At 57.8% G+C, this 23,773-nt stretch carries 22 protein-coding genes; 10 read left to right on the top strand and 12 right to left on the bottom strand.

Translation table 11 applies throughout. The features are described from left to right. Positions 1–22: 22 nt before the first annotated feature. A complete protein-coding gene (locus SJY13_RS05370) occupies positions 23–1,273 on the bottom strand; it encodes a Zn-dependent hydrolase (protein WP_377188602.1) in 1,251 nt (416 codons plus the stop codon). 171 nt (positions 1,274–1,444) lie between these two features. Between SJY13_RS05370 and SJY13_RS05375 the strand changes: the two genes are divergently transcribed. Beyond that, positions 1,445–2,053, top strand: a complete 609-nt coding sequence (locus tag SJY13_RS05375; RefSeq protein WP_377188605.1) for a TetR family transcriptional regulator C-terminal domain-containing protein — start codon at positions 1,445–1,447, stop codon at positions 2,051–2,053. Between the two features lie 46 nt (positions 2,054–2,099). Here the strand turns inward: SJY13_RS05375 and preA are convergent, their stop codons facing one another. Next, positions 2,100–3,404: an NAD-dependent dihydropyrimidine dehydrogenase subunit PreA gene (gene preA / locus SJY13_RS05380; RefSeq protein WP_377188608.1), complete on the bottom strand. Its 1,305-nt coding sequence runs from the start codon at positions 3,402–3,404 to the stop codon at positions 2,100–2,102. Between the two features lie 44 nt (positions 3,405–3,448). Further along, positions 3,449–4,783 (bottom strand): NAD(P)-dependent oxidoreductase, encoded by a 1,335-nt coding sequence (locus tag SJY13_RS05385; protein WP_377188611.1) that lies wholly within the window; start codon positions 4,781–4,783, stop codon positions 3,449–3,451. Positions 4,784–5,115: 332 nt separating this feature from the next. Between SJY13_RS05385 and SJY13_RS05390 the strand changes: the two genes are divergently transcribed. From SJY13_RS05390 to SJY13_RS05400, 3 genes are all read left to right on the top strand, one after another. Further along, entirely contained in the window at positions 5,116–6,111 is a 996-nt protein-coding gene (locus SJY13_RS05390; RefSeq protein WP_377188614.1) for a hypothetical protein, read from the top strand. Between the two features lie 72 nt (positions 6,112–6,183). Further along, a complete protein-coding gene (locus SJY13_RS05395; protein WP_377188617.1) occupies positions 6,184–7,476 on the top strand; it encodes an O-acetylhomoserine aminocarboxypropyltransferase/cysteine synthase family protein in 1,293 nt (430 codons plus the stop codon). 3 nt (positions 7,477–7,479) lie between these two features. Beyond that, positions 7,480–8,190 (top strand): GNAT family N-acetyltransferase, encoded by a 711-nt coding sequence (locus SJY13_RS05400; RefSeq protein WP_377188620.1) that lies wholly within the window; start codon positions 7,480–7,482, stop codon positions 8,188–8,190. Between the two features lie 3 nt (positions 8,191–8,193). On the opposite strand, the gene SJY13_RS05405 is transcribed toward SJY13_RS05400, so the two are convergent. Next, positions 8,194–8,886 (bottom strand): SIMPL domain-containing protein, encoded by a 693-nt coding sequence (locus SJY13_RS05405; RefSeq protein ID WP_085821720.1) that lies wholly within the window; start codon positions 8,884–8,886, stop codon positions 8,194–8,196. Positions 8,887–9,050: 164 nt separating this feature from the next. Here SJY13_RS05405 and SJY13_RS05410 point away from each other — a divergent pair, with 164 nt between their 5' ends. Beyond that, positions 9,051–10,970 (top strand): hypothetical protein, encoded by a 1,920-nt coding sequence (locus SJY13_RS05410; protein ID WP_377188623.1) that lies wholly within the window; start codon positions 9,051–9,053, stop codon positions 10,968–10,970. Positions 10,971–11,015: 45 nt separating this feature from the next. On the opposite strand, the gene hppD is transcribed toward SJY13_RS05410, so the two are convergent. Continuing rightward, positions 11,016–12,113 carry a 4-hydroxyphenylpyruvate dioxygenase gene (gene hppD, locus SJY13_RS05415; RefSeq protein ID WP_377188626.1) on the bottom strand — a complete coding sequence of 366 codons (1,098 nt, stop codon included), beginning with the start codon at positions 12,111–12,113 and terminating at the stop codon, positions 11,016–11,018. Between the two features lie 146 nt (positions 12,114–12,259). Here hppD and SJY13_RS05420 point away from each other — a divergent pair, with 146 nt between their 5' ends. Together SJY13_RS05420 and SJY13_RS05425 are read left to right on the top strand one after the other, a co-directional pair. Further along, complete coding sequence (locus SJY13_RS05420) at positions 12,260–12,715, top strand: Lrp/AsnC family transcriptional regulator (protein ID WP_085821723.1); 456 nt, start codon at positions 12,260–12,262, stop codon at positions 12,713–12,715. Positions 12,716–12,734: 19 nt separating this feature from the next. Beyond that, positions 12,735–14,615: a monovalent cation:proton antiporter-2 (CPA2) family protein gene (locus SJY13_RS05425; RefSeq protein ID WP_085821724.1), complete on the top strand. Its 1,881-nt coding sequence runs from the start codon at positions 12,735–12,737 to the stop codon at positions 14,613–14,615. A 30-nt stretch (positions 14,616–14,645) separates the two neighbouring features. On the opposite strand, the gene cobT is transcribed toward SJY13_RS05425, so the two are convergent. Beyond that, positions 14,646–15,659, bottom strand: a complete 1,014-nt coding sequence (gene cobT, locus SJY13_RS05430; RefSeq protein WP_377188631.1) for a nicotinate-nucleotide--dimethylbenzimidazole phosphoribosyltransferase — start codon at positions 15,657–15,659, stop codon at positions 14,646–14,648. A 79-nt stretch (positions 15,660–15,738) separates the two neighbouring features. On the opposite strand from cobT, the gene cobS reads away from it, so the two are divergent. Next, complete coding sequence (gene cobS, locus SJY13_RS05435) at positions 15,739–16,503, top strand: adenosylcobinamide-GDP ribazoletransferase (protein ID WP_377188634.1); 765 nt, start codon at positions 15,739–15,741, stop codon at positions 16,501–16,503. Here cobS and SJY13_RS05440 read toward each other — a convergent pair. From SJY13_RS05440 to SJY13_RS05465, 6 genes are all read right to left on the bottom strand, one after another. Then, complete coding sequence (locus SJY13_RS05440) at positions 16,500–17,270, bottom strand: potassium channel family protein (protein ID WP_377188637.1); 771 nt, start codon at positions 17,268–17,270, stop codon at positions 16,500–16,502. The two genes, cobS and SJY13_RS05440, sit on opposite strands and share 4 nt — an antisense overlap. A gap of 115 nt (positions 17,271–17,385) precedes the next feature. Next, complete coding sequence (locus SJY13_RS05445) at positions 17,386–17,904, bottom strand: CarD family transcriptional regulator (protein ID WP_085821727.1); 519 nt, start codon at positions 17,902–17,904, stop codon at positions 17,386–17,388. 283 nt (positions 17,905–18,187) lie between these two features. Continuing rightward, positions 18,188–18,526, bottom strand: coding sequence for a ferredoxin FdxA (fdxA, locus tag SJY13_RS05450; RefSeq protein ID WP_085821728.1), 339 nt, complete (start codon positions 18,524–18,526; stop codon positions 18,188–18,190). Between the two features lie 65 nt (positions 18,527–18,591). After that, positions 18,592–18,960, bottom strand: coding sequence for an RNA-binding S4 domain-containing protein (locus tag SJY13_RS05455; protein WP_377188642.1), 369 nt, complete (start codon positions 18,958–18,960; stop codon positions 18,592–18,594). Between the two features lie 6 nt (positions 18,961–18,966). Further along, the gene (locus tag SJY13_RS05460; RefSeq protein WP_377188644.1) at positions 18,967–21,780 is read right to left on the bottom strand and encodes a helicase-related protein; all 2,814 of its coding nucleotides are present in this window, start codon (positions 21,778–21,780) and stop codon (positions 18,967–18,969) included. Positions 21,781–21,802: 22 nt separating this feature from the next. Next, positions 21,803–22,411 (bottom strand): tetratricopeptide repeat protein, encoded by a 609-nt coding sequence (locus tag SJY13_RS05465; RefSeq protein ID WP_377193575.1) that lies wholly within the window; start codon positions 22,409–22,411, stop codon positions 21,803–21,805. Between the two features lie 31 nt (positions 22,412–22,442). Here SJY13_RS05465 and SJY13_RS05470 point away from each other — a divergent pair, with 31 nt between their 5' ends. Then, positions 22,443–22,733 carry an SCP2 sterol-binding domain-containing protein gene (locus SJY13_RS05470; RefSeq protein WP_085821732.1) on the top strand — a complete coding sequence of 97 codons (291 nt, stop codon included), beginning with the start codon at positions 22,443–22,445 and terminating at the stop codon, positions 22,731–22,733. Then, a complete protein-coding gene (locus tag SJY13_RS05475; RefSeq protein ID WP_377188647.1) occupies positions 22,733–23,710 on the top strand; it encodes an alpha/beta fold hydrolase in 978 nt (325 codons plus the stop codon). The genes SJY13_RS05470 and SJY13_RS05475 overlap by 1 nt, the downstream gene beginning before the upstream one ends. The last annotated feature ends 63 nt before the right edge of the window (positions 23,711–23,773 follow it).

The following is a 23,773-nucleotide window of genomic DNA, read 5'->3' on the forward strand; positions in this document are numbered from 1 at the left end:
TCAGGCGACGGGGCAGCGCCCCCTATTCTACGATCTCAGCCGTCTCAACGACCGCATGAAACAGTACGTCAGCCCCGGCCGCAGCCCATTCCTTGCTAATGTCTTCGGCCTCATTATGGCTCAACCCATCCACACAGGGGCACATCACCATTGCGGTCGGCGCCACGCGGTTGATCCAACAGGCATCATGACCCGCGCCCGAGATGATGTCCGTATGGGAATACCCCAAGCGCTCGGCTGCGTCGCGCACAGCGGCCACACAGCCAGCGTCGAATTCCACCGGATCAAATCCACCAACTTTCTCGAATTCGATTTGCAGGCCCATTTCGTCCACGATATCCTCGGCGGCCACACGCAAACGGTTCTCCATATCCGTAATCACCGCCAAATTGGGCGAGCGGAGATCGACCGTAAACACCACCTTGCCCGGTATCACGTTGCGCGAATTCGGGAACACATCAATATGCCCTGCAGCCCCCACAGCATGGGGCGCGTGGGACCACGCGATCTCATCCACTTTCTCAAGAATACGCGCCATTGCCAGACCGGCATTCTTGCGCATCGGCATCGGAGTCGATCCGGTATGTGCGTCCTTGCCGGTCACAGTGATTTGCGTCCAGCTCAGGCCCTGACCGTGGGTAACAACGCCAATATCCTTGCCTTCGGCTTCAAGGATTGGGCCTTGTTCGATGTGCAGCTCAAAGAACGCGTGCATCTTACGGGTGCCAACTTCTTCCTTGCCGCGCCAGCCAATGCGCTCCAGTTCGGCACCAAACTTCTTGCCCTCGGCGTCTTCGCGATCATAAGCCCAGTCTTGCGTATGCATCCCGGCAAACACGCCCGAAGACAGCATCGCCGGGGCGTACCGCGTGCCCTCTTCATTGGTCCAGTTGGTCGCGACAATCGGATGCCTGGTCTTAATACCCAGATCGTTCAGCGTGCGGATGATTTCCAAACCGCCCAACACGCCAAGAACACCGTCATACTTACCGCCGGTTGGCTGCGTATCCAGATGCGAACCTACATAGACCGGCAGCGCCTCAGGGTCGGTGCCTTCGCGGCGGGCGAACATGTTGCCCATCTGGTCCAGCCCCATGGAACAACCAGCCTCTTCGCACCAGTTTTGAAACAGCGCGCGCCCCGCGGCATCCTCATCCGTCAGGGTCTGGCGGTTGTTGCCACCCGCAACGCCAGGGCCGATCTTGGCCATCTCCATCAGGCTGTCCCACAACCTGTCGCCGTTGATCATGAGGTTCTGCGCCGGAGCTGCCATCTTATTCTTCCCTGTTGCTTGCGATTTGGCTCGCTATTGGTGTCTTGATTTGACCATCTGGTCAAACTCACGCTATCACGGGTTCGAGATCAGTCAAGAATTTGCAGGACGCCGACGGATTTTTTGACCTAAACAGCGCCTGCTTGCCGGAAAAAGAGACATCGACAAAACATGCCCAAAGATCGCGCGCCAACCAGAATTCAGAAAAAGAATCGGGCCGCCATTCTCGAGGCCGCCCTGAACGTGTTCTCTGCCCATGGATTTCGCGGCGCAACGGTGGACCAGATCGCTGCCGAAGCCGGGCTGAGCAAACCCAATCTGTTGTACTACTTCCCCTCGAAAGAGGCGATCCATACCGCGCTGCTGTCCGGTCTTCTTGAAACATGGCTGGCCCCATTGCATGACCTTGACGCAGACGGGGACCCGATGGAAGAAATCCTAAGCTATATTCGGCGCAAACTTCAGATGAGCCGGGAATTGCCGCGTGAAAGCCGCCTGTTTGCCAACGAACTGGTTCAGGGCGCACCGCGCATCCACGACGCGTTGTCCAAAGACCTAAAGGCGCTGGTGGATGAAAAAACTACCATTCTGACAGGCTGGATGGATCGGGGCAAAATCGCCCGGCTGCACCCTTATCACCTGATCTTCTCGATCTGGGCCCTGACGCAGCACTACGCAGATTTTGATGTCCAGGTTCGTGCCATTCTGGGCGATGAAGACCCGTTTGAAGGCGCTGAACCGTTTGTCGATACGCTCTATCGCAAGCTGCTTGCGCCATAAAAAAGAGGGCCGCTGACCGGCCCCCTCGTGCATTTTGTCAATCGATCTACTCGGCTGCTTTTGCCATCGGATTGTTCGGATGCGTCGTCCAGTTGGCATAGTCAGGCTGAACCTCCAACCCAGTACGCGGATCGACCTCTCCGGCTGACATCGGTTCCATCGAGATACACCCGTCGACCGGGCAGACATCCACGCACAGGTTACAGGCGACGCATTCATCATCCATGACCTCAAACACTCGGTCCTCGGATATGGAAATCGCCTGGTGGCTGGTATCTTCACACGCGGCATAGCAGCGGCCGCATTTGATACACTGGTCCTGATCAATCTTGGCCTTGGCCACGTAGTTCAGGTTCAGATACTGCCAGTCGGTCACATTCGGAACAGCAAGGCCCACGACCTCGGACACGTCCTTGAACCCTTTTTCGTCCATCCATTTGGACAGACCCGCAGTCAGTTCGTCGATGATTTTGAACCCATACGTCATTGCCGCCGTGCAGACCTGAACGTTACCACATCCCAACGCCATGAACTCGGCCGCATCGCGCCATGTGGTCACGCCGCCAATCCCAGAGATCGGCATACCATGCGTGGCCTCGGCACGGGCAATTTCAGACACCATGGACAATGCGATCGGCTTCACCGCCGGACCGCAATATCCACCATGGCTGCCCTTGCCGTCGATCGATGGTTCCGGGCTGAACGTGTCCAGATTGACGTTGGTGATCGAGTTGATTGTGTTGATCAGCGACACAGCATCCGCACCGCCATTGCGCGCCGCAGCCGCCGGTTTGCGGACATCTGTGATGTTCGGCGTCAGTTTCACAATGACCGGTCGGTCGTAATACTTTTTACACCAACGGGTGACCATCTCGATGTATTCCGGCACCTGCCCAACAGCGGATCCCATTCCCCGTTCGCTCATCCCGTGGGGGCAACCGAAGTTCAGCTCAATCCCGTCCGCGCCCGTCTCTTCAACGCGGGGCAGAATGGCTTTCCAGGCCTCTTCCTCGCAAGGCACCATGATCGATGCGATCAAGGCGCGATCCGGATAGTCGGCCTTGACCCGCGCCATTTCTTCGAGGTTCACCTCAAGCGGGCGATCGGTAATCAATTCGATATTGTTCAGCCCCAGCAAACGGCGGTCAGCCCCATAAATCGCACCATAGCGAGGGCCGTTCACATTGACGACCGGTGGGCCTTCGGATCCCAGCGTTTTCCAGACCACACCGCCCCATCCGGCCTCGAAGGCACGGCGGACGTTGTATTCCTTGTCGGTCGGCGGCGCAGAGGCCAGCCAATACGGGTTCGGGCTTTCGATTCCCAGAAAGTTTGTCTTTAAATCAGCCATCTATCCGGCCTCCCTGATGCAATTCAGCATCTTGTTCTTGTGTTTCACGCGGTCAAAGACGCGTGGATATCCATCGCCGCATCCCGACCTTCGGCCACGGCGGTCACGGTCAGGTCTTCGCCGCCGGATGCACAATCGCCCCCGGCCCAGACGCCTGACAAAGATGTGCGCCCGGCCTCGTCCACAGCGATCTTGTTGCCGTCCAGCGCCAGCCCTTCGGGTGCACCTTCCAGCGTCTGACCGATGGCCTTAAGAACCTGATCAGCGGGTACGCGGATTTTCTCTCCGGTTCCGGACAGTTGGCCATCATGGCTGGCAGTATACTCCAATTCAATCTCTGCCGCCGCCCCGTTTCCATGAACCGTCACGGGCTGAACATTGGTCATGATCCTGACACCGTGCGAAGCGGCCAGATCCTGTTCATATCGGCTGGCCCCCATCGCATCGCGGTCACGACGATAGGCGATGGTGACATGTTCTGCGCCCAGCAGTTTCGACTTCACCGCCGCGTCTACAGCCGTCATGCCACCACCTATGACAACAACGTTGCGGCCAACTGGCAAATGCCCCAAATCCGAGGCCTGACGCACGTCCGAGATGAAATCAACAGCATGGCGCACACCGTCCAGATCTGCCCCCTGCGTTCGCAACGCGTTTACCCCGGCCAGACCGATGGACAGGAAAACCGCATCATAATTCTCAACCAGACCGTTCAGCGAGACCCCTTCGCCCAGAACTGAGCCGGTTTCGATCGAAATGCCGCCAATTTTCATCAGCCAGTCAACCTCGGCCTGTGCGAAGTCATTGGTCGATTTGTAAGCGGCGATCCCATATTCATTCAGACCACCCGGCTTGGGCTTGCCTTCATGGATCACCACGTCATGGCCCAGCATCGCCAGACGATGCGCACAGGCCAGACCTGCGGGCCCTGCCCCAACGACGGCAATGGACTTGCCTGTCGGCGCGGCGCGGTCAAACGGGTGATCCCCTGCGACCATGACGCTGTCTGTCGCGTACCGCTGCAAGCGACCGATCTCAACCGGCGCGCCTTCGGCTGTCTCACGTACGCAGGCCTCTTCACACAGCGTTTCCGTGGGGCATACACGGGCGCACATGCCGCCCAGAATGTTCTGCGCCAGGATCGTTTCGCCCGCCGCTTCGGGTTGACCGGCCTGAATTTGCCGCATGAACAACGGAATATCGATGTCCGTGGGACAGGCCGTCACACATGGCGCGTCATAGCAAAAATAGCACCGATCTGCTGCCACCGCGGCCTCGTGCGGGGCCAGTGGCGGATGCAGATCCGTGAAATTCGAGGTCAGCTCATCGCTGGAAAGTCGCCCGGAGACAATGCCGGGGACCATCTGGCCCTGTGCCATCGCTCTACTCCCTGTAGATATGTTTGTTATGACCTCAGCTTGCCACATTCTGATTTTTTATCAATTGGTAAAATTTCTCAAATGGTCAAAAAATGCAGAAACCCTGGAAACCTAGCCAAATTGGCGCCAAAATCGCCTGTTTTTCGTTCAATCGATGATATCTGGACCTCTGATCGCAGGAATCAAAGTTGGTCAGACACGCATGGGACCGCTTGGAAAATTCGCCGGACAGGTGTTGGTTGCGTCTGGTTTTAGCCGGTTCTGCTGCGTAATGTGGGTCCGACAAAGACCCAGCAGTGCCGGCTAACGGCCGAAAATCCGAAAGACTCGCGATGCAGGCCAGCCCCACGAAGTTCAACATCGTCATCATCGGGCAAAACAACCGGCTGCAGTATGAGGCGCTGCTGTTCGCGGCCTCATTGCGCCACAGCTGCCCCGATTTCGCAGGTCGGCTGTTTGTGGCGATGCCACAGCCCGGACCGCTTTGGCAGCAGGACCCGAGTATCCGCGACGAGGACGTATTAAAGGCACTTGGTCAGCTGGACACCGAGATTTTGCCTTTTGACAATCAAGTCTTTGGCGGCAGTTATCCCTATGGCAACAAGATCGAAGCTTTGATGGCCCTGCCAGAAGGCGAGCCCTTTGTATTCTTCGACAGCGACACACTGATCACCGGCGATCTGAACAGCGTTCCGTTTGATTTCGACTGGCCTGGTGCGTCGCTGAAAGTCGAAGGATCCTGGCCGAAACCCACGCTCTATGGTCCTGGGCTGGACGGTATCTGGAGCGCTCTTTACCGCCACTTTGATCTTGATTTTGACAGCGCGTTGGATACCAGCCAGCCGGTGGATTACTGGCGGCGCTACCTGTATTTCAACGCGGGGTATTTCTTTTACTCTTGCCCGCGGAATTTTGGTGAAAGGTTCCTGCACTATGCCCGTACGATACGGGATGGCGATATCCCTGAACTGGTCGGACAGAACCTGAACCCCTGGCTGGACCAAGTCGCGCTACCACTGGTCATTCATTCCTTTGGCGGCGGGCGGGACGCCCTGCCAGTGGGCCTGCTGGATGGTTCGGTCAGTTGCCACTATCGCCTGTTCCCACTGCTTTACGCACGCGAAAGCGACCATGTGATCGACGTGCTCGAAACGGTTGTCGCACCGAACCGGGTCAAGAAAGTGCTCAAGGGCTATGACCCAATCAAGAAGCTGGTTCTACAGCGCAAAGGGCACAAAATCCGGGACCTGTTCGACCGCGATAGCCTGCCTCAGCGCGAGCAGGTCATTCGCAAGACGATCAAAAGCAAGGGGCTTTGGATGCGCTGACAGCAATGTTGTGCGCACGCCACCAATCGCCTAGAGATTCAACAACACTAATTCCAACGGGAGATCATAAAGATGTCAGACGGTCCAACACATGGTTTTGACACGCTGCAAATTCACGCGGGTGCGCGGCCCGATCCGGCAACCGGCGCGCGTCAGACGCCCATCTACCAGACGACCGCTTATGTATTCCGCGACGCAGACCACGCTGCCGCCCTGTTCAACCTGCAAGAGGTGGGCTTTATCTATTCGCGCCTGACCAACCCGACAGTGGCCGTGCTGCAGGAACGTATCGCCACGCTGGAGGGCGGCGTCGGCGCGGTCTGCTGCTCCTCGGGTCACGCGGCGCAAATCATGGCGCTGTTCCCGTTGATGGGGCCTGGTTGCAACATCGTGGCCTCAACCCGTCTTTACGGCGGCACGGTCACGCAGTTCAGCCAGACGATCAAACGTTTTGGCTGGTCGGCCACATTTGTCGATACCGATGATCTGGACGCCGTGAAAGGTGCCATCGACGAAAACACCCGCGCGATATTCTGCGAATCCATCGCCAATCCAGGTGGCTATGTCACCGATATTCGCGCGCTGGCGGATGTGGCGGATGCGGCGGGCATTCCGCTGATCGTCGACAACACCTCAGCCACGCCTTACCTGTGCCGGCCGATCGAACACGGCGCGTCGCTGGTTGTGCATTCGACCACCAAATACCTGACGGGCAACGGCACTGTCACAGGTGGCTGTGTCGTGGATTCGGGCAAGTTCGACTGGTCGGCAAGCGACAAGTTCCCTTCGCTCAGCCAACCAGAAACGGCTTATCATGGGTTGAAATTCCACGAGACCTTTGGCCCGCTGGCCTTTACCTTCCACAGCATTGCGATCGGTCTGCGCGATCTGGGCATGACGATGAACCCACAGGCGGCGCATTACACGCTGATGGGGATAGAAACTCTGTCTCTGCGGATGGAGCGCCACGTTGAAAATGCCCAAAAGATCGCTGCTTGGTTAGAGGCAGACGACCGTGTCGACTACGTCACCTATGCTGGTTTGCCTTCGTCACCGTATTCCGAACGTGTTAAAGCACATTACCCCAAAGGCGCCGGTGCGTTGTTCACCTTTGCTGTCAAAGGCGGCTATGAGGCCTGTGTCAAACTGGTGAACGCGTTGGAGATCTTCAGCCACGTGGCCAACCTTGGAGACGCGCGGTCGCTAATCATCCACTCGGCCTCGACCACGCACCGTCAGTTGAGCCCCGAACAGCAAGAGGCCGCAGGCGCAGGACCCAATGTTGTGCGCTTGTCCATCGGTATCGAAGACGCCAACGATCTGATCGCCGATCTGGATCAGGCTCTGGCCAAGGCAAACAGCTAAGCGATGGCAGGGCACGACACAAACGATCTGGGTCAGCCAATTGGCAAACCGGTTGAGGGCGCGTTTCCGCGCCCGACACCGCCCTATACGCCAATGGAAGGCCAGTATTGCTCTGTTGTGCCACTGGACGTGAACAGGCACTCACCCGGGTTGTTTCGGGCCTTTGCCAATGACGCAGATGGCCGGAACTGGACATACCTGCCCTACGGGCCGTTCGCTTCTGAGCATGACTTTAACGAATGGACCCGTGCCTCTTGCAGCGATGCTGACCCGATGTTTCACACGGTACTCGACCGCTCTGATATGCCGGTCGGCATGGCCTCATTCCTGCGGATCGCACCGGCGGCAGGAGCCATTGAGGTTGGACACATCCATTTCTCGCCCCTGTTGCAACGCAAACCACAATCGACCGAAACGATGTATCTGATGATGCGCCGTGTTTTCGACGAGCTTGGCTATCGCCGGTACGAGTGGAAGTGCGACGCCCTGAATGCGCCGTCCCGCAGTGCGGCCGAACGGTTGGGGTTCACCTTTGAAGGCGTGTTCAGACAGGCGACCCACTATAAGGGGCGCAACCGGGATACGGCGTGGTATTCAATTCTGGATAGCGAATGGCCTCGCATTCGCGACGCGTTCGAAAGCTGGCTGTCACCAGACAATTTCGACGAGACGGGCCAGCAACGAAAACCGCTGATGGCCCGGGCCCAAGGGTAAAGGTCAGTCCGAAATCCCAAACTCCATCGTCACATTGACCGAGACTGAAATCTCGCCGCCTGCTACCGGCACGCTGCCTGCTTCGGACATGTTTACCGCCCGCATCTGAGCCACCGGGAACGATCCACCAACCTGTTCGCTAATCTGCTGAACCGGGCCGAGTGTCACGTTGGCAGCCTGTGCCAGTTGTTCAGCCTTCGCCGTTGCCTCTCCTACTGCTTTGGCGCGCGCCTCAGCCTGTAACGGCGCCGGGTCTTGCACACCGAAGTTCAACCCGCCGAAATCATTGGCCCCGTCCTGGATGACCGCGTCCATAATGGTGCCAAGCTGGGTCAGATCGCGGACACGCACCAGCACGCTGTTCGAGGCGACAAACCCTGAAATCTCGGGCCGGTCGCCACTGCTGTTGCGGCCAGTCCAAACAGGAGACAAAGACAGATCGCGGGTCTGAACATCGCGGGCTTCGACCCCCATGTCATCCAGCCGCGTCAGAATCTGCGTCACGGCCTCGGACGTTGCTTGCATCGCGGCTGAGGCCTGCGGGTCTTCGTTTGTCACACCCAATGTGATCGTTGCCATGTCGGGTGCGGCCTGCACGGTACCGGCTGCATCCACGGTGATGCGACGTTCTTCCGCATGGGCCATTCCTGCCGCCGTGATCGCCAAAACAGCCGTTAGAAAAGCGAGTTTCTTCAAAGTCTTCCCTCCAAATTCTTCAATCACAACATGGGATGGACAGGGCGTGTGGAACAAGGGGAACCCACGGCTTTTTCTTTCCCTCGGCGGGATCCTGCTTTAATGTCGGGCTGCGGACGAGATGTCGTTTGCATTGATGCTGATAATTATGGTTCTTCCGGATTATGAAACCTGCCTTTGCGCTGTCTTTTTCTGCCACCGGAATTTCTCTGCACCACCAATCGGATGACGACTGGTTCTGCGTGGGCGAGATCGCATTGGACGCGCCCGACCTAAAGGATCAGGTGCGCGCCCTGCGTGACCAGGGATTTGCCATTGCAAACGACCTGAGCTGCAAATTGGTGATTCCCGAAGATCAGGTTCGGTACATTTCAGCGCCTACAGACGGGCTTTCGGACAAAGAAAACGAACAAGCATTGAAAGCCGCGCTGGCGGGTGAGACGCCGTATTCAGTCGATGATCTGGCGTTTTCCTCGACGACGGTCGACGCAACCACCTATGTGGCCGCCGTTACCAAACAGACATTGGTTGAGGCACAGGAATTCGCCACAGAACACGGGTTTATTCCGGTTCAGTTCAGCACTGATGCGGACGCACAGGATTTTCCGACAGAGCCCACGTTTTCGATATCAGAGCCCGACATGTCCGTCGCAACCCCAGCCGAGGTCCGGGTACCATCACCAGAGCCACAAGCAGAGGATGCGCCAACCGTTCATGCCATCGCCGCCACAACGGCCCCGGATGTGTTCAGGTCGGCCCCGGTTGAGGCCTCGGGCGAAGCTCCAAGGCCTGCCACAGGCCTTCTCGCCTCGCGCTATGCCATTCCCGCTGCGGTGGCCGCCGCCGTTTTGCTTGCCGTGGGATTAGGTGCATGGACAATGACCGGGTCGGATACAGATCGGTACCCAGTTTCCGAAACGGTGCAGGTGCAGGAAGATGTGCCCTCTGCCGAACCGCTTGTGGCTAACACACAGGTTGATCCGCCAGAAGCCACCGCTGACGAAACAACTACTGAAACAGCGGCTTTAGAAAGTCCTCAGCCTGATCCGGTTACGCCGGAGCCATCGGACCTAACCGCTACAGATGCTGCAATCCTTGAGGCGTTGAACGTCGCACCAACAACCGTAGAGGATGTAGCGCGCGATCCCGAACCGCAGGAAGATCCGACACAGCCGGGCTTGCAGACCACAGCCCCCGGCGCGCCAGAGATCCCGGCTGAACCCAAAACTGAAGAACTTTACCTAGCCTCTGTCGACAATTCCAATCTGTCCCGCGATGCGGTGGCGTTACCGCCGGTTGACAGCTTTGCCACCGACGCGCCTTTTGAACCGATTTCCGTTCCAAGTGCGGTCGGCACAAACGTGGCGCTGGATGACCGCGGTCTTGTCACGCCCACCGCCGAAGGCACCCTGAACCCTGACGGCATCGTTGTCTATCTGGGGCGCCCGTCGAAAGTGCCGCCAGAGATCCCCGTTCGGTTTGAACAGGAACCAATTGAACAAGAACCCCAAAATCCTCTGGCCGAACTGCGCCCCAAACCCCGTCCCAGCGATCTGATTGATCGGTTCGAACGTCAGCAACTTGGCGGACGCACCCGCCAGGAACTGGCGGTTCTGCGCCCTAAACTGCGGCCCAAATCCGTGCAGGAACAACCTCAGGTGGATGAAACCCCAACCGCTTTGGCGGTTGTGCGGGTCCCGCGACCCAAACCACGCCCTGCGGGACTGGCACCATCATCCGGCACGCAAACTGCAAATCTCGGCTCGACAGCAGCGATCACGCAATCCGACGCTGAGGCAGGATCGTTCCAGCCCCGTGCCGTCGCGCCCAAGATTCCGTCGTCTGCGTCCGTGGCACGGCAGGCGACGATCGACAACGCCCTGAACCTGCGCCGGTTGAACCTGATTGGTGTGTACGGCACGCCTGCCAACCGGCGGGCCTTGGTACGCTTGCCCAGCGGTCGGTACAAAAAGCTGAAGGTCGGAGACAGGTTGGACGGCGGTAAAGTTATCGCCATCGGCGACAGCGAGTTACGCTATCAAAAACGTGGTAAGAACACGACATTGAAAATGCCGCGTGGATAAGGGATGGGGCAAGCCATTGAGGTCACCCCACCTTAGGTTAACTCACTAAGCAGCTGTAATTTCACCGCTTTCGATCTGCTCACGTTCGATGGATTCGAACAAAGCCTTAAAGTTTCCCTCACCAAACCCATCGTCACCCTTGCGTTGGATGAACTCAAAAAAGATCGGTCCGATTACGGTTTTTGAGAAGATCTGCAGCAGAATTCTGGTCTCCCCCCCATCCAGAACGCCTTCTCCGTCGATCAGGATGCCGTGCTTCATCATCCGGTCCAATGGCTCTTCGTGGTCGACAACGCGCTCTTTGGACATGTCGTAATAGGCCTCGTTCGGCCCCGGCATGAACTTCAGACCTTTTTCAGCAATCGCATCGGTCGAGGCATAGATATCTTCACTGCCCACCGCGATATGCTGAATTCCCTCGCCTTTGTACTTGTTAAGGTATGACACGATCTGCCCGGTCTCGCCGCGATCTTCGTTGATCGGAATGCGAATACGTCCGCAGGGCGAGGTCAGAGCCCGGCTGAACAGACCGGTAAACTTGCCCTGAATGTCGAAAAACCGGATTTCACGGAAGTTGAACAATTTCTCGTAGAACTTGAACCACTTGTCCATATTTCCTTTGTAGACGTTATGCGTCAGGTGATCGAGGTAATAGAACCCGTCGCCGCGCGGTTTGGATTGCTGGGTCCAGGTGAATTCCTGGTTATAGGGCGAGGTGTCGTGATACTGGTCAATAAAATAGATCAGCGACCCCCCGATGCCTTTGATTGCCGGAACGTCCAATGTCTTGTCCGCCGCATCATACGGCTCGGCCCCTTGGGCAACCGCATGGTCATAGGCCTTTTGCGCATCCACCACACGCCAGCCCATCGCGGGCGCGCATGGGCCGTGCTCGGCTGCAAAGCGCGCGGCAAAGCTGTCGGGATCGGCGTTGAGGATGTATGTCACATCACCCTGCTGCCATAGCTCAATCGCTGGTTTATCCGTGTGGTGACCGACGAGATCGTACCCCATTTTGGCAAACAGATCGCGCAACTCCTGTGGTTCCGGATGGGCGAATTCGACAAACTCAAACCCGTCGGTGCCGGCGGGGTTTTCGGGACTGATGACAGATTTCGGGGCGGTATGCGGGAAAGGACCCATGGCGCGTCTCCTCAAAAACAGGAATTTCTTTGCTGATTCCAAAATACGCCTTAACCGCCGCTGTTTCTGCGCATTGTTTTCGTGTAAGCTGCATTCAAGCGCGCAAAACCCGCATCGTTTAGACGAAATATGGAGAACTTCCGCATATGTTGGATTCCACCGACACGCGCCTGCTGTCCGCATTGCAAAAGGATGCCCATCTGACCGCGCACCAATTGGGCGAATTGCTCAACCTGTCGCCCAGTCAGGCTGGTCGGCGCCGACAGAGGCTAGAGGCCGAGGGGTACATCACCGGCTATGCCGCTCGGCTGGACCCGCTAAAGCTGGGGCTGCACGTGCAAGGGTTCATTCAGGTGCATCTGGGCACCCATGGGCCAGAGCAATCCGAGAGCTTTGCCCGTCTGGTCGATACCCGCGCTGAGATCACCAGCGCCTGGACGATGACCGGCGAGGCAGATTACCTGCTACATGTCTATTGCGACGATCTATCCGGGCTCAATCGCTTGCTTCATCAGGTGATCCTGCCGCATCCTGCCGTGGCACGGATTCAAAGCCAGATCGTGATGGATCAACTTAAACGCGACGCGCCATTGCCGACGTAACCCGACCGAAAGGACGAAAATGGACGACTTCCTCTACCAGGCTTCGATCTATCTGGCAGCTGCCGTGATCGCCGTGCCCCTATCGGCACGTCTGGGGTTGGGATCTGTGTTGGGGTATTTGGCCGCTGGCATCGTCATCGGCCCGGTTTTTGGCCTTGTGGGCGCTGAAACTGAAAGCCTGCAGCACGTGGCCGAGTTCGGCGTGGTGATGATGCTGTTCCTGATCGGGCTAGAGCTTGAGCCACGCGCTTTATGGGATATGCGTGACCGGCTATTGGGACTCGGCGGATTGCAGGTTGGTTTGTCGACCGCCGCGATTGCCGGTGTAGCCATGTATGCGAACCATCCCTGGTCAGTGGCGCTGGCTGTTGGGTTAACGTTGTCACTGTCCTCCACTGCGATTGTTCTGCAAACACTGTCGGAAAAGGGCCTGATGCGTACCAATGGCGGTCGCGCGACCTTTTCGGTGCTGTTGACACAGGATATCGCGGTCATTCCCATTCTGGCTTTTCTGCCGCTGCTGGCCTTGCCCGCCATTCCCCATATCGAAAACGACGGATCGATCGACCGCGCTGCAAAGGACCTGCACGGCGCCGGACACCACAGCCTGTCTTTGGTCGAAGGCCTGCCCGGCTGGGCGGTCACGCTGGTTACCCTTGGCGCCATTGCCTTTGTCATTCTGGCGGGCGTCTACCTGACCCGCCCCCTGTTCCGGTTCATCCACGCAACCCGCCTGCGCGAGATGTACACCGCTCTGGCCTTGATGATCGTTGTCGGGATTTCCTTTCTAATGACCCTTGTGGGCCTGTCCCCCGCTTTGGGCGCGTTTCTGGCTGGCGTTGTTCTGGCCAGTTCGGAATTCCGGCATGAGATGGAAAGCGACCTTGAACCGTTCAAGGGCCTTTTTTTGGGCCTGTTCTTTATCACCGTCGGGGCCGGAATCGATGTCGCCTATTTCTTCAACGACCCGTTAGAGCTGATCGGGTTGGCTCTTTTGGTGATCCTGACCAAGGGGATTATTCTATACGTAGTCGGGCGCGCTTTTAACCTGCGTGGGCGTGACCAATGGCTGTTTGCGCTTGGGTTGGCGCAGGCCGGCGAGTTCGGATTTGTTCTGCTGGCCTTTTCAACACAACAGAATGTAATTCCCCCCGACCTGTCGCAAAAACTGCTGATGATCATCGCACTGACCATGCTGATCACACCGCTTTTGTTCATCATCTACGATGTGTTGTCCCGCCGTATCGGCGATGGCACACCTACCCCTGAACCCGACGAGATTGATGAGAAAGGGCCGGTGATCATCGCGGGTATTGGGCGCTTTGGTCAGATCGTGAACCGCCTTGTTCGCGCCAGCGGGTTAAAAACCGTAGTTCTGGATCACGACATCGAGACAGTTCAGCTGATGCGCCGCTTTGGCGTCAAAGGGTTTTTGGGCGATCCCACCCGCCCGGAATTGCTGAGGGCGGCAGGGCTTGAAAAAGCTACCGTGCTGGTTGCTGCGATGGATGATCCGAAACAAGTTACCCGTTTGGTAAGCTACGCCCGGCGTCAGCGCCCGGACCTGCATATCGTTGCGCGTGCGCGCGACCGGACACATGTATACGAACTGTACCAGGCCGGGGCTAACGATATCGTGCGCGAGATGTTTGACAGCTCGCTCCGGGCTGGTCGCTATGTTCTGGAAAATACGGGTCTAAGCGAATACGAGGCCGCACAGGCCGAACAGACCTTTTATCATCACGACCGGACCTCGGTTCGCGAACTGGCTGAACTGTGGATTCCCGGAATGCCCACAGGGGAAAACAAGAAATACATCGAACGGGCGCAACAGCTTGAAAAGGATCTGGAAACAGAGCTTTTGGAGCTGGCTGAAAAACACGCCAAAAAGTCTGCCTGATCTGGTCAAACCCGGATCAGGCGGCATTGTTTACCCGTCCGAGACACCTGCCTCGGCAAAGGTCGCCATACCCGAATGACACGCCACGGCGCTTTTGAGGATGTTGATCGCCAACGCCCCGCCCGAGCCTTCGCCCAACCGCAGGCCCAGATCAAGCAAGGGTTTCTTGCCAAGCTGCGCCAGAACAGCGCCGTGCGCACCCTCGGCACTTTGATGGCCTGCCACCGCGTGATCCAGAGCATCCGAGCGCACATTCGCCAGACAGGCCGCAGCCGCCGAGCAGATGAAGCCGTCCAGAACAACCGGAATGCGCAGGATACGCGCTGCTGCTATCGCACCGGCCATAGCTGCAATCTCTCGTCCGCCCAGGCAGCGTAGAATATCCAGCCCGTCACCAGAATCTGCGTGCAAAGTAACGCCCTCGGCCACCACACGGGTTTTGTTGGCCAGCCCAGCATCGTCTACACCGGTTCCACGCCCGGTCCAGTCAGCGGCATCACCACCATACAGGGCACAGGCAATGGCAGCTGCCGGGGTGGTGTTGCCGATGCCCATCTCTCCGACTACCAAAAGATCGGCATTGGGGTCCACGGCCGTCCATCCGACGCGCAGGGCCTGCACAAGTTCAGTTTCGGTCATTGCGGGACCTGTGGTGAAATCTGCAGTCGGGCGGTCCAGTTCCAGCGCGTGCACATCCATTGTCGCGCCCGCCGCTTTGGCCAGTTGATTGATCGCCGCGCCACCATGTTCAAAGTTCATGACCATCTGCACGGTCACTTCCGGCGGAAAGGCTGAAACACCCTGTGCTGTCACGCCGTGATTTCCGGCGAACACAATGACCTGCGGTGCAGAAATTAGCGGCCGGGCATCCCCACGCCAGCCCGCATACCAGATCGCCAGGTCCTCAAGCCGACCAAGCGCCCCGGGCGGTTTGGTCAGCTGCCCGTTGCGGTCAGCCGCTCCTTGCAGCGCGGCCCCATCCGGCCCCGAAGCCCCATTGAGAGCCTCACGAAAGGTTTTCAGGTCACTAAGTTGGGGCAGCATTCAAAGCCTCGTTGCATCAGAGTGGTCCTGTGTGTTTAACCGAACCGTCCAGACCAACAAGACCCCGAAAGGCGCGGGAGTGCATAAAAACGACACCAAACCCTTTTCCGTGTGGGATATTCCGCTGGCGCTGGTCCTGCTGACCCGTTTGCCCGTGCCGCGCCTGCCCGAGAATGTGTTTGCCCGGCAGGCCGACGCCGCTTGGGCCTTTCCGGTGGTCGGAATGATTGTCGGGCTGTTGGCCTGTGGTGTGGGCTGGGCTGCAATGGCGCTTACCCTGCCTCCAACGGCTGGTGCAGTTCTGCTGATTGCAACTTTGGTGATCAGCACCGGTGCCATGCACGAGGATGGGCTGGCCGATACGGTTGATGGGCTTTGGGGTGGTTTCACGCCCGAACGTCGGCTGGAAATCATGAAGGACAGCCATATCGGGACCTATGGCGTTCTGGCGCTGATCTTTTCACAAGTGCTGCGGGTAATCCTGATGGGGGCCTTGTTGACGGCCGGTCTCTATGGGGCGATCCTTGCCGCCTGCATCATCTCGCGCGCCTTTATGCCGGTGCTGATGGCGACCTTGCCCAATGCCCGCAACAGTGGGCTGAGCCACACGGTCGGCGGACCAAGTGTCAGAACCGTCCTTGTTGGGATGGTTTTGGCAGTTGTTTGCGCCGTAGTTCTGATGGGATCGGGAGCTTTGATCGCTATACTGATCGCCTCGGTGACTATTGCTGGTTTGGCCGGTTTAGCAAAAACCAAGATCAACGGCCAGACCGGCGACGTTCTGGGCGCAACACAACAACTGGCAGAGCTTTCGTTCCTCGCCGTTGCTGTCGCAGCGCTTTAGACCGTTCCGCCGGTTTCGATCTTCAGGACTTCGCCGCAGTGCTTACAATGTACCGCATCGGGATCATGGCGGTACAACCCGCAGCTGGGGCATTTATGGCGCACCTTCTGCGGCATAAAGATTGCTTGTGCCAATCGCACAAACAGCGCCACCCCTACCACCATAATAAACACCGAAAACAGCTTTCCACCCGGTGTGTCCAAAGTAATGTCGCCAAACCCGGTCGTGGTCAGCGTGGCCATGGTAAAGTAAAGCGCATCGATATAGGCAGTTTGGCTGCTGTCCGGAATGAAGAAGACCAAAACTGCCGTAGAGGTCGCAAAGACAAACACCATCAGATTGATCGCTGCAATTACCGCATCTTCATGGGTGCGAAAGAATTGACTGTCGCGCCGCAGATCCCGCAGCAAATGATAGGAATGGATCAGGCGCAAGGCGCGCAGGATCCGGACAAAAGCCAGGTTTCCTGGTAAAAACGGATCCAGCAGCAGTGAGACAATCACCACAATGTCCGCTAGCGTGTAAACCTTGCGCAGTAGTTTCCAACGATCCTTGGCGATCCACAGCCTGGCTAAAAAATCCACAAGGATCACAAATCCGATGCATAAGCTGGCAAATGTAATTCCCGGCCCATGTGTCACGTTGGCAGTGGCGATGAAGAACACGATAGAAACCGCGTCAAACACGATCAGGCCGTACCGGAACCAAACCGAGACAGGGTCGTGCGCGACATACAGAAACTTAACGGTTTGCTTCAATCTGACCATCTACCCGCCTCTAGCTACTGGGAAATTAGCTGCAAATGCGGATTTCACCAAGCGACCAGACATGAAAAAAGGCCACCCCCGGAAGGAGCGGCCTCAAATCCACAATTCTCTGCAATCAGGCGGCGGCGGGTGCACGTGAGACCAGAACCTCATCCACCTGCTTGGCGGCCGAAACCTCTCCTGCGCCAGAAACGGCCGCGACTTCGCGGGTCAGACGTTCCAGCGCCGCCTCATAGAGCTGGCGCTCAGAATAGCTCTGCTCGCGCTGATCGTCCGTACGGTGCAGGTCACGAACCACTTCCGCGATCGAGATCAGGTCGCCTGAGTTGATCTTTTGCTCATACTCCTGCGCCCGGCGCGACCACATGGCGCGTTTCACCTTAGCCTTACCCTTCAGCGTTTTCATCGCCTGACTGATGACATCCGGCGAGCTGAGCGACCGCAGACCGGATTCAGTCACCTTGTTGGTCGGTACCCGCAGGGTCATTTTGTCTTTTTCAAAAGAGATGACGAACAGCTCGAGTGAGTATCCCGCGACTTCTTGCTCTTCGATCGAAATGATCTGACCCACGCCATGCGCAGGGTAAACAACATAGTCATTCGGGCGGAACTCAAGCTTTTTCGACTTAGACATACAGGTTCATCCTTGTTTACAGAGCGAGGCGTGGACAACAAAACACACAAGCCGGTGCCATCCCCGGCCCCGTCAGGTGTTTGGTTTTCCAAAAAATCAGAACTCCAAAGTATTCATACTTACGGAGTACATCCCCATCTCATTCATCTTTCAGCTTATGAGTATATCACAAAATTGCGACACTTAAAAGCGCAGGCCATTCCGAGATCCTGAAACATCAGGAATTTCAAGGCAATAAGGCATGTTTTTACATCTGAACCAGCAAGTTCAGAGCGCGAATCGCCTAGCCACCTTCGCCGGGCGCTTCTGAGAAATACTTTTCCATCTTGCCCTCTTCGCCGTCACGCTCTTCGGCGTCGGGCAACGGGTCTTTCTTAGTCACGATCACCGGCCATTGTTCCGAGAATTTACGGTTGAATTCGACCCACTGGTCCATTCCGGGTTCGGTGTCCGGGCGGATCGCATCGGCGGGGCATTCCGGTTCGCACACGCCGCAGTCGATGCACTCGTCAGGATGAATAACCAGCGTGTTCTCACCTTCGTAAAAACAGTCCACCGGACACACTTCGACACAGTCGGTGTATTTGCAGGCGATGCAGTTTTCGGTGACGACGTAGGTCATAATTGGTTTCCCGTTTGCGCTTTGTCGTTTAGCTAGTCCAGTATTGCGCTATCTTCAAGGTAGGATCAGTCCCCTGACATGCGAGAAAGATCAAGCGCGCGCCGATCCTTCTTGGTAGGGCGACCTTTTCCTTCAAAACCCGGATTTCGCGGCGGTGTGTCCTGTTTTTCAGTCATATCGAAATACAGTGTTTGCGCCTCGGGCGCCGGACCGCGCCGTTCACCAAGCTTTTCAATGCGAACGACGCGAACAACACGCCCCTGAGGGAAAGTCAGAACATCACCGGGTCCAACCGCTTGCGCCGGTTTCAAGATCCGGTGTCCGTTCATCCTGACGTGACCACTGCTGACCTGTTTGGCGGCCAGGCTGCGGGTCTTGAAGAACCGCGCCTGCCACAACCATTTGTCGATCCGCAGCTTGGCCTCATCAGCCATCTGCGATCAGCTACCGTCCTTCAAACCCATCAGCGCAGCAGCAAACGGGTTATCCGGATCGATGGCCTTTTCCTTTTTCGGAGGCCGGGAGGAGAAGGACTTGGCACCTTGCGGTTTGCCACCCTTCTTGCCTTGTGGCTTTCCGCGCCCGTCCTGAGGTTTACCACGTGGCTTGCCTTTGGCCTGCCCTTGCCGAGGCTCGCGACGCGGACCCCGGTTGGCCTGACGCTGACGGCCCCACGTAAAGGAATAGAACACTTCAACTTCGGGCTCGTCCGATCCGGAAGCCTCGGCTGCCGCCTCGGTGCTTGCGGTGGCCTCGGCTGGCGCCTCGGCGGGTGCGGCGACCTCTTCGGGTCCGGCCTCGGGCACGGTGGTTTCTTCGGCGGCTGGCTGCGCTGAGGCCTCTGTCGCTGGCTTTTCGGCCTCGACCAGAGCTACCTTGACCTTTTCGCGCTCGCCACGCTCGGCCTTGTAGCCCAGCCCTTGCATCAGGTCCGCGAACTGCTCCAGCGTCATACCGGTAATGGACAGCATGTCGGGCTTGGCTTCAAAACCGCCCCTGCTGTCTTCGGCACGCAGCATATCAGCCAAACGTTCCAGCATGTCGATGCGGATCGAACGCTCACCGGCGTCGCGATATCCGCACATATTGTCGTAGCCTTGCGGCGCATCCTTGGCGACTGGCACCGTCACCAGACCCGGAGGCGGTGCGTCAGGGAATTCCTGCAGTCCATTGGTGAGAGCCCACAGCACCAAGCGCAGACGCGTCGGGGCAGGCTTGAGCAGCAACGGCATGAAGATAGTGAACTGACCGAACCGAATACCGTGCTTGCGCAGTGCGCCACGGGCATCCTGATCCAGATCTTTGACATCTTGCGCAACGCCAGCGCGGGGCAGAATGCCCAGCCCTTCGACCATGCGGAACGCAAATCCCTTCGCCAGGCCCGAAAGCTCTTCGTCCCGTGACAAGGTAAGCAGCGGCTCGAACAGCGCGGCCACTTTGCGGTCGATGAAATGCTGCAAACGACGCTGAACCTTCTGTTCAACATCCGGCCCAGCGGCCTCATCCACAAACACTTCGACCATCGGCTTGAGAGGTTCGGCCCCAGCAACCAGTTTGCCGACGGCATATTCGCCCCACATCAGGCCACCCTGATCGGTAAAATCAATTTCGGTATCGGGCGCATTATAGAAGCGGTCGGCACGCAGATGGAATTGCGGCGCGAGTGCTTGCAGCGATGCCGATTTCAAAGCTTTCGCCTCGGTTCCCTGCGCGCTTTTGTCCGGGGTAAACCGGAACCCTTCCAAACGACCGACGAATTCGCCTTCGACGGTCACTTCACCCTTGTCATTTACTTCGGCCAAAAGGGCCTCCTTCTGTTTGAGCCGGCGCAGCAACACAGACGTGCGCCGGTCCACAAATCGCTGAGTCAAACGGTCGTGTAACGCGTCTGACACTCTGTCTTCTACAGCGCGGGTTTCAGCGCGCCAATGGGATTCGTCACGCACCCAGCCGTTTCGTTGCGCAACATATGTCCAGGTGCGAATATATGCCAACCTTTTGGACAATGCATCAATATCGCCATCGGTGCGGTCGATCCGGCGAATTTGTCGCGCCATGAAGTCATCGGGGATCGTACCGCTCTCGTGCAGGTGACCGTAGATCACCTCGAGCAGACTGGCGTGTTCAGCGTGGCTGATACCGCGAAAATCGGGGATACGGCACACATTCCACAGCATCCGGACGGATGGGCCGTCGCTGGCGCGCGCCATGATCTCGGTCACTTGCGACAGGGATTTCAGCACGTTCAGGTCGTCCGCGGGGCGCGCTTTGATCAGATGCTCGCCCTGCGGGCTGACCTCGAGCGAGTTGATCAGGGCGTCAATTGAGCCAAAGCGCAAAGCGGCATTCCGCCAGTTCAGCTTCTTCATCGGCGTAAAGCGGCTGTCCATGATCGCCTGCGCAACACCATCATCCAACGGCGGAGCTTCACCTGTCACGCCGAAGGTGCCATCCGACATGCCACGCCCGGCCCGCCCGGCAATCTGAGCCAATTCATTCGGAGCCAAAGGACGCATCCGGCGGCCATCAAACTTGCTGAGCGCCGAAAACGCCACGTGATCCACATCTAGGTTCAGCCCCATGCCAATGGCGTCTGTGGCGACCAGATAGTCAACCTCGCCATTCTGATACAGATCGACCTGCGCGTTCCGTGTCCGGGGGCTGAGTGCGCCCATAACCACAGCCGCCCCGCCTTTTTGGCGACGTAGAAGCTCGGCAATGGCATAGACGTTATCGACCGAGAACCCGACAATGGCACTGCGCGCGGGCATGCGGCTTATCTTTTTCGAACCAGAATAGACCAGCTGCGACATCCGTTCGCGACGCACAAACTGCGCCTCGGGAACTAGCGCTGCAATCGGGCCGCGCATGGTGTCAGAGCCCAGAAACAGCGTTTCATTGGTGCCGCGCGACCGCAGCAGGCGGTCGGTGAACACATGGCCACGCTCAGGATCAGCGCACAGCTGGATTTCGTCGATGGCCAGGAAATCGGCCCCCATGCCCTCGGGCATCGCCTCGACCGTGCAGACCCAGTATTGGGCACGCGGCGGCACGATCCGTTCTTCGCCGGTGACAAGGGCCACCACAGACGGGCCGCGAATGGCGACGATCTTGTCATAGACCTCGCGCGCCAAAAGGCGCAGCGGCAGACCGATCACACCCGTCCGGTGCCCCAGCATGCGCTCGATCGCGTAATGGGTTTTACCTGTGTTGGTTGGGCCAAGAACGGCCACGATTTGGGATGACCCGCTCACCTTTGCCCCCTGCCCCGGTTCTTCAGAGGGCCGAGCCCTCGACCTGAGGCTTCAGTCGATTCACAGCATTGGTTACTTCTTCGTGATGGGGATGTATAGACAGCGCGCGCTCATAGGCCTGGAACGCTTTATCAGGCTGCCCGACTATTTCGAAAATCAAACCCAATCCGTAGATTGCCTCGTAATTATTCGGGTTCAGCGTCAACGCGTGCTCCAAGTCGGCTGCGGCCATACCAAAACGCTCGACACCAAAAAAGGCTGATGCGCGCAGATGCCAGCCTTCGGCAAAATCGGGGGCGTGATCGGTCAGCGCGGTCAGGTGTTCGATCGCGGCCGTGGCGTTCCCGTCATCAAGCGCCTCGCGCCCACGCTCCAAAAGAAGATCCGCAGAGGCTGAACCCGAAAGCGACCACAGCGCCTTGAGTTGCCGATCAATGCTGATCGCCTGATCCGGAGTTGATTGCACCAGTTGCTGCAATAGCTCTATCTCATCCCGAGAATCTGCCTGTTGCGCAAGACAAGGAATGGAAAACGTGACTAGCAGCGCCGTTGCCGCGACGATACATTTGAGATTGTTGCTTGCAATGCCCATAACAACGTTCAGTGTAGCGTAGCGCCAAGGGATGTCCATTCCCTGCGCACAAATCAAAGTGAGGATAACCATGAGCGAAACCCTGGAAAAAGCCGCAGCAGCGCTGAACGAAAAACTGTCGGGCGGTGATTTTGGCGCATCGGCCAAATTCGCAATCGCCGGTATGGGATCAATCATTGTGGACGCAAACGGCGCACGCGTCAGCGAAGACGACGCTGATGTAACCATGAGCGCAGATGCCGACACGTTCGAGCAAATCCTCAGCGGTGAACTGAACCCGACCGGTGCTTTCATGTCCGGCAAGCTGACTGTGGACGGTGACATGGGTGTCGCCATGCAACTGGCATCGGCACTGGCCTGATGGGTTTTTCGCCGGCCCCTTTGTTTGAAGACGTGGCCGGCGCTCCTGCCGGTGGTCAGGCCCATTGGCTGAACACCTCGGACAATACCCAAATTCGCGTGGCCCATTGGCTGCCCGAAGAGGAGGCTTGTGGAACGATAATGATGTTCCCGGGCCGCACCGAATACATCGAAAAGTACGGCGGCACAGCGTCCGAGTTCGTAGGCAGAGGGTTTGCCTTCCTTTCCGTTGATTGGCGGGGACAGGGGCTGGCGGATCGCCTGCTGGATGACCCGCGCGTCGGTCACGTGGACAGCTTTGCGGACTATCAGAAAGACGTTCAGGCTTCGCTGGATCTGGCAACCGAACTGGACCTTCCGCAGCCCTGGTATGTGATTGGTCATTCGATGGGTGGGGCCATCGGTCTGCGGGCCGTGCTGGAACACGATTGCTTTGCGGCCTGCGCCTTTACCGGCCCGATGTGGGGCATATTCTTTACGCCGATCATGAAACCGCTCAGCCGCCTGACGGCCTATTGGGGCCCAAGGATCGGCCTGGGCGAAAAGACCCCCCCGACCACGACGCTGGAAAGCTATGTGTTGGCGCAACCGTTTAAAGGCAACATGCTGACCCGCGATCCAGCAATGTATAAGATGATGCAGGACCAGTTGGCGGCACATCCCGAACTGGCGCTAGGCGCCCCGTCAACAATCTGGCTGCGCGAAGCATTGGACGAATGCGCGTGGCTGATGGATCAGACAGCGCCTGCAACGCCCTGCCTGACTTTTCTGGGAAGTCACGAACAAATCGTCGACCGCAAGGCGATCCGGGCACGGATGGCGAATTGGCCAAATGGCACCTTGGTCGAAATCCCCGATGGTGAACACGAGGTCATGATGGAAGCGCCAGATGTGCGCGGACCTGTGTTCGACCAGCTGGCAGCCCATTTTCTGGCGACCCAGAAAAATCCAAGCCCACAGCCTGCGCTGACAAGCTGACAGGATACCCGAACAAAGGCAGCTTGTGATCCACGCCGCCCGCGCCTAGATGTTTGCCAAAGC

This window comes from Ruegeria meonggei (genome assembly GCF_042768335.1).
In the GTDB taxonomy this organism is placed as follows: domain Bacteria; phylum Pseudomonadota; class Alphaproteobacteria; order Rhodobacterales; family Rhodobacteraceae; genus Ruegeria; species Ruegeria meonggei.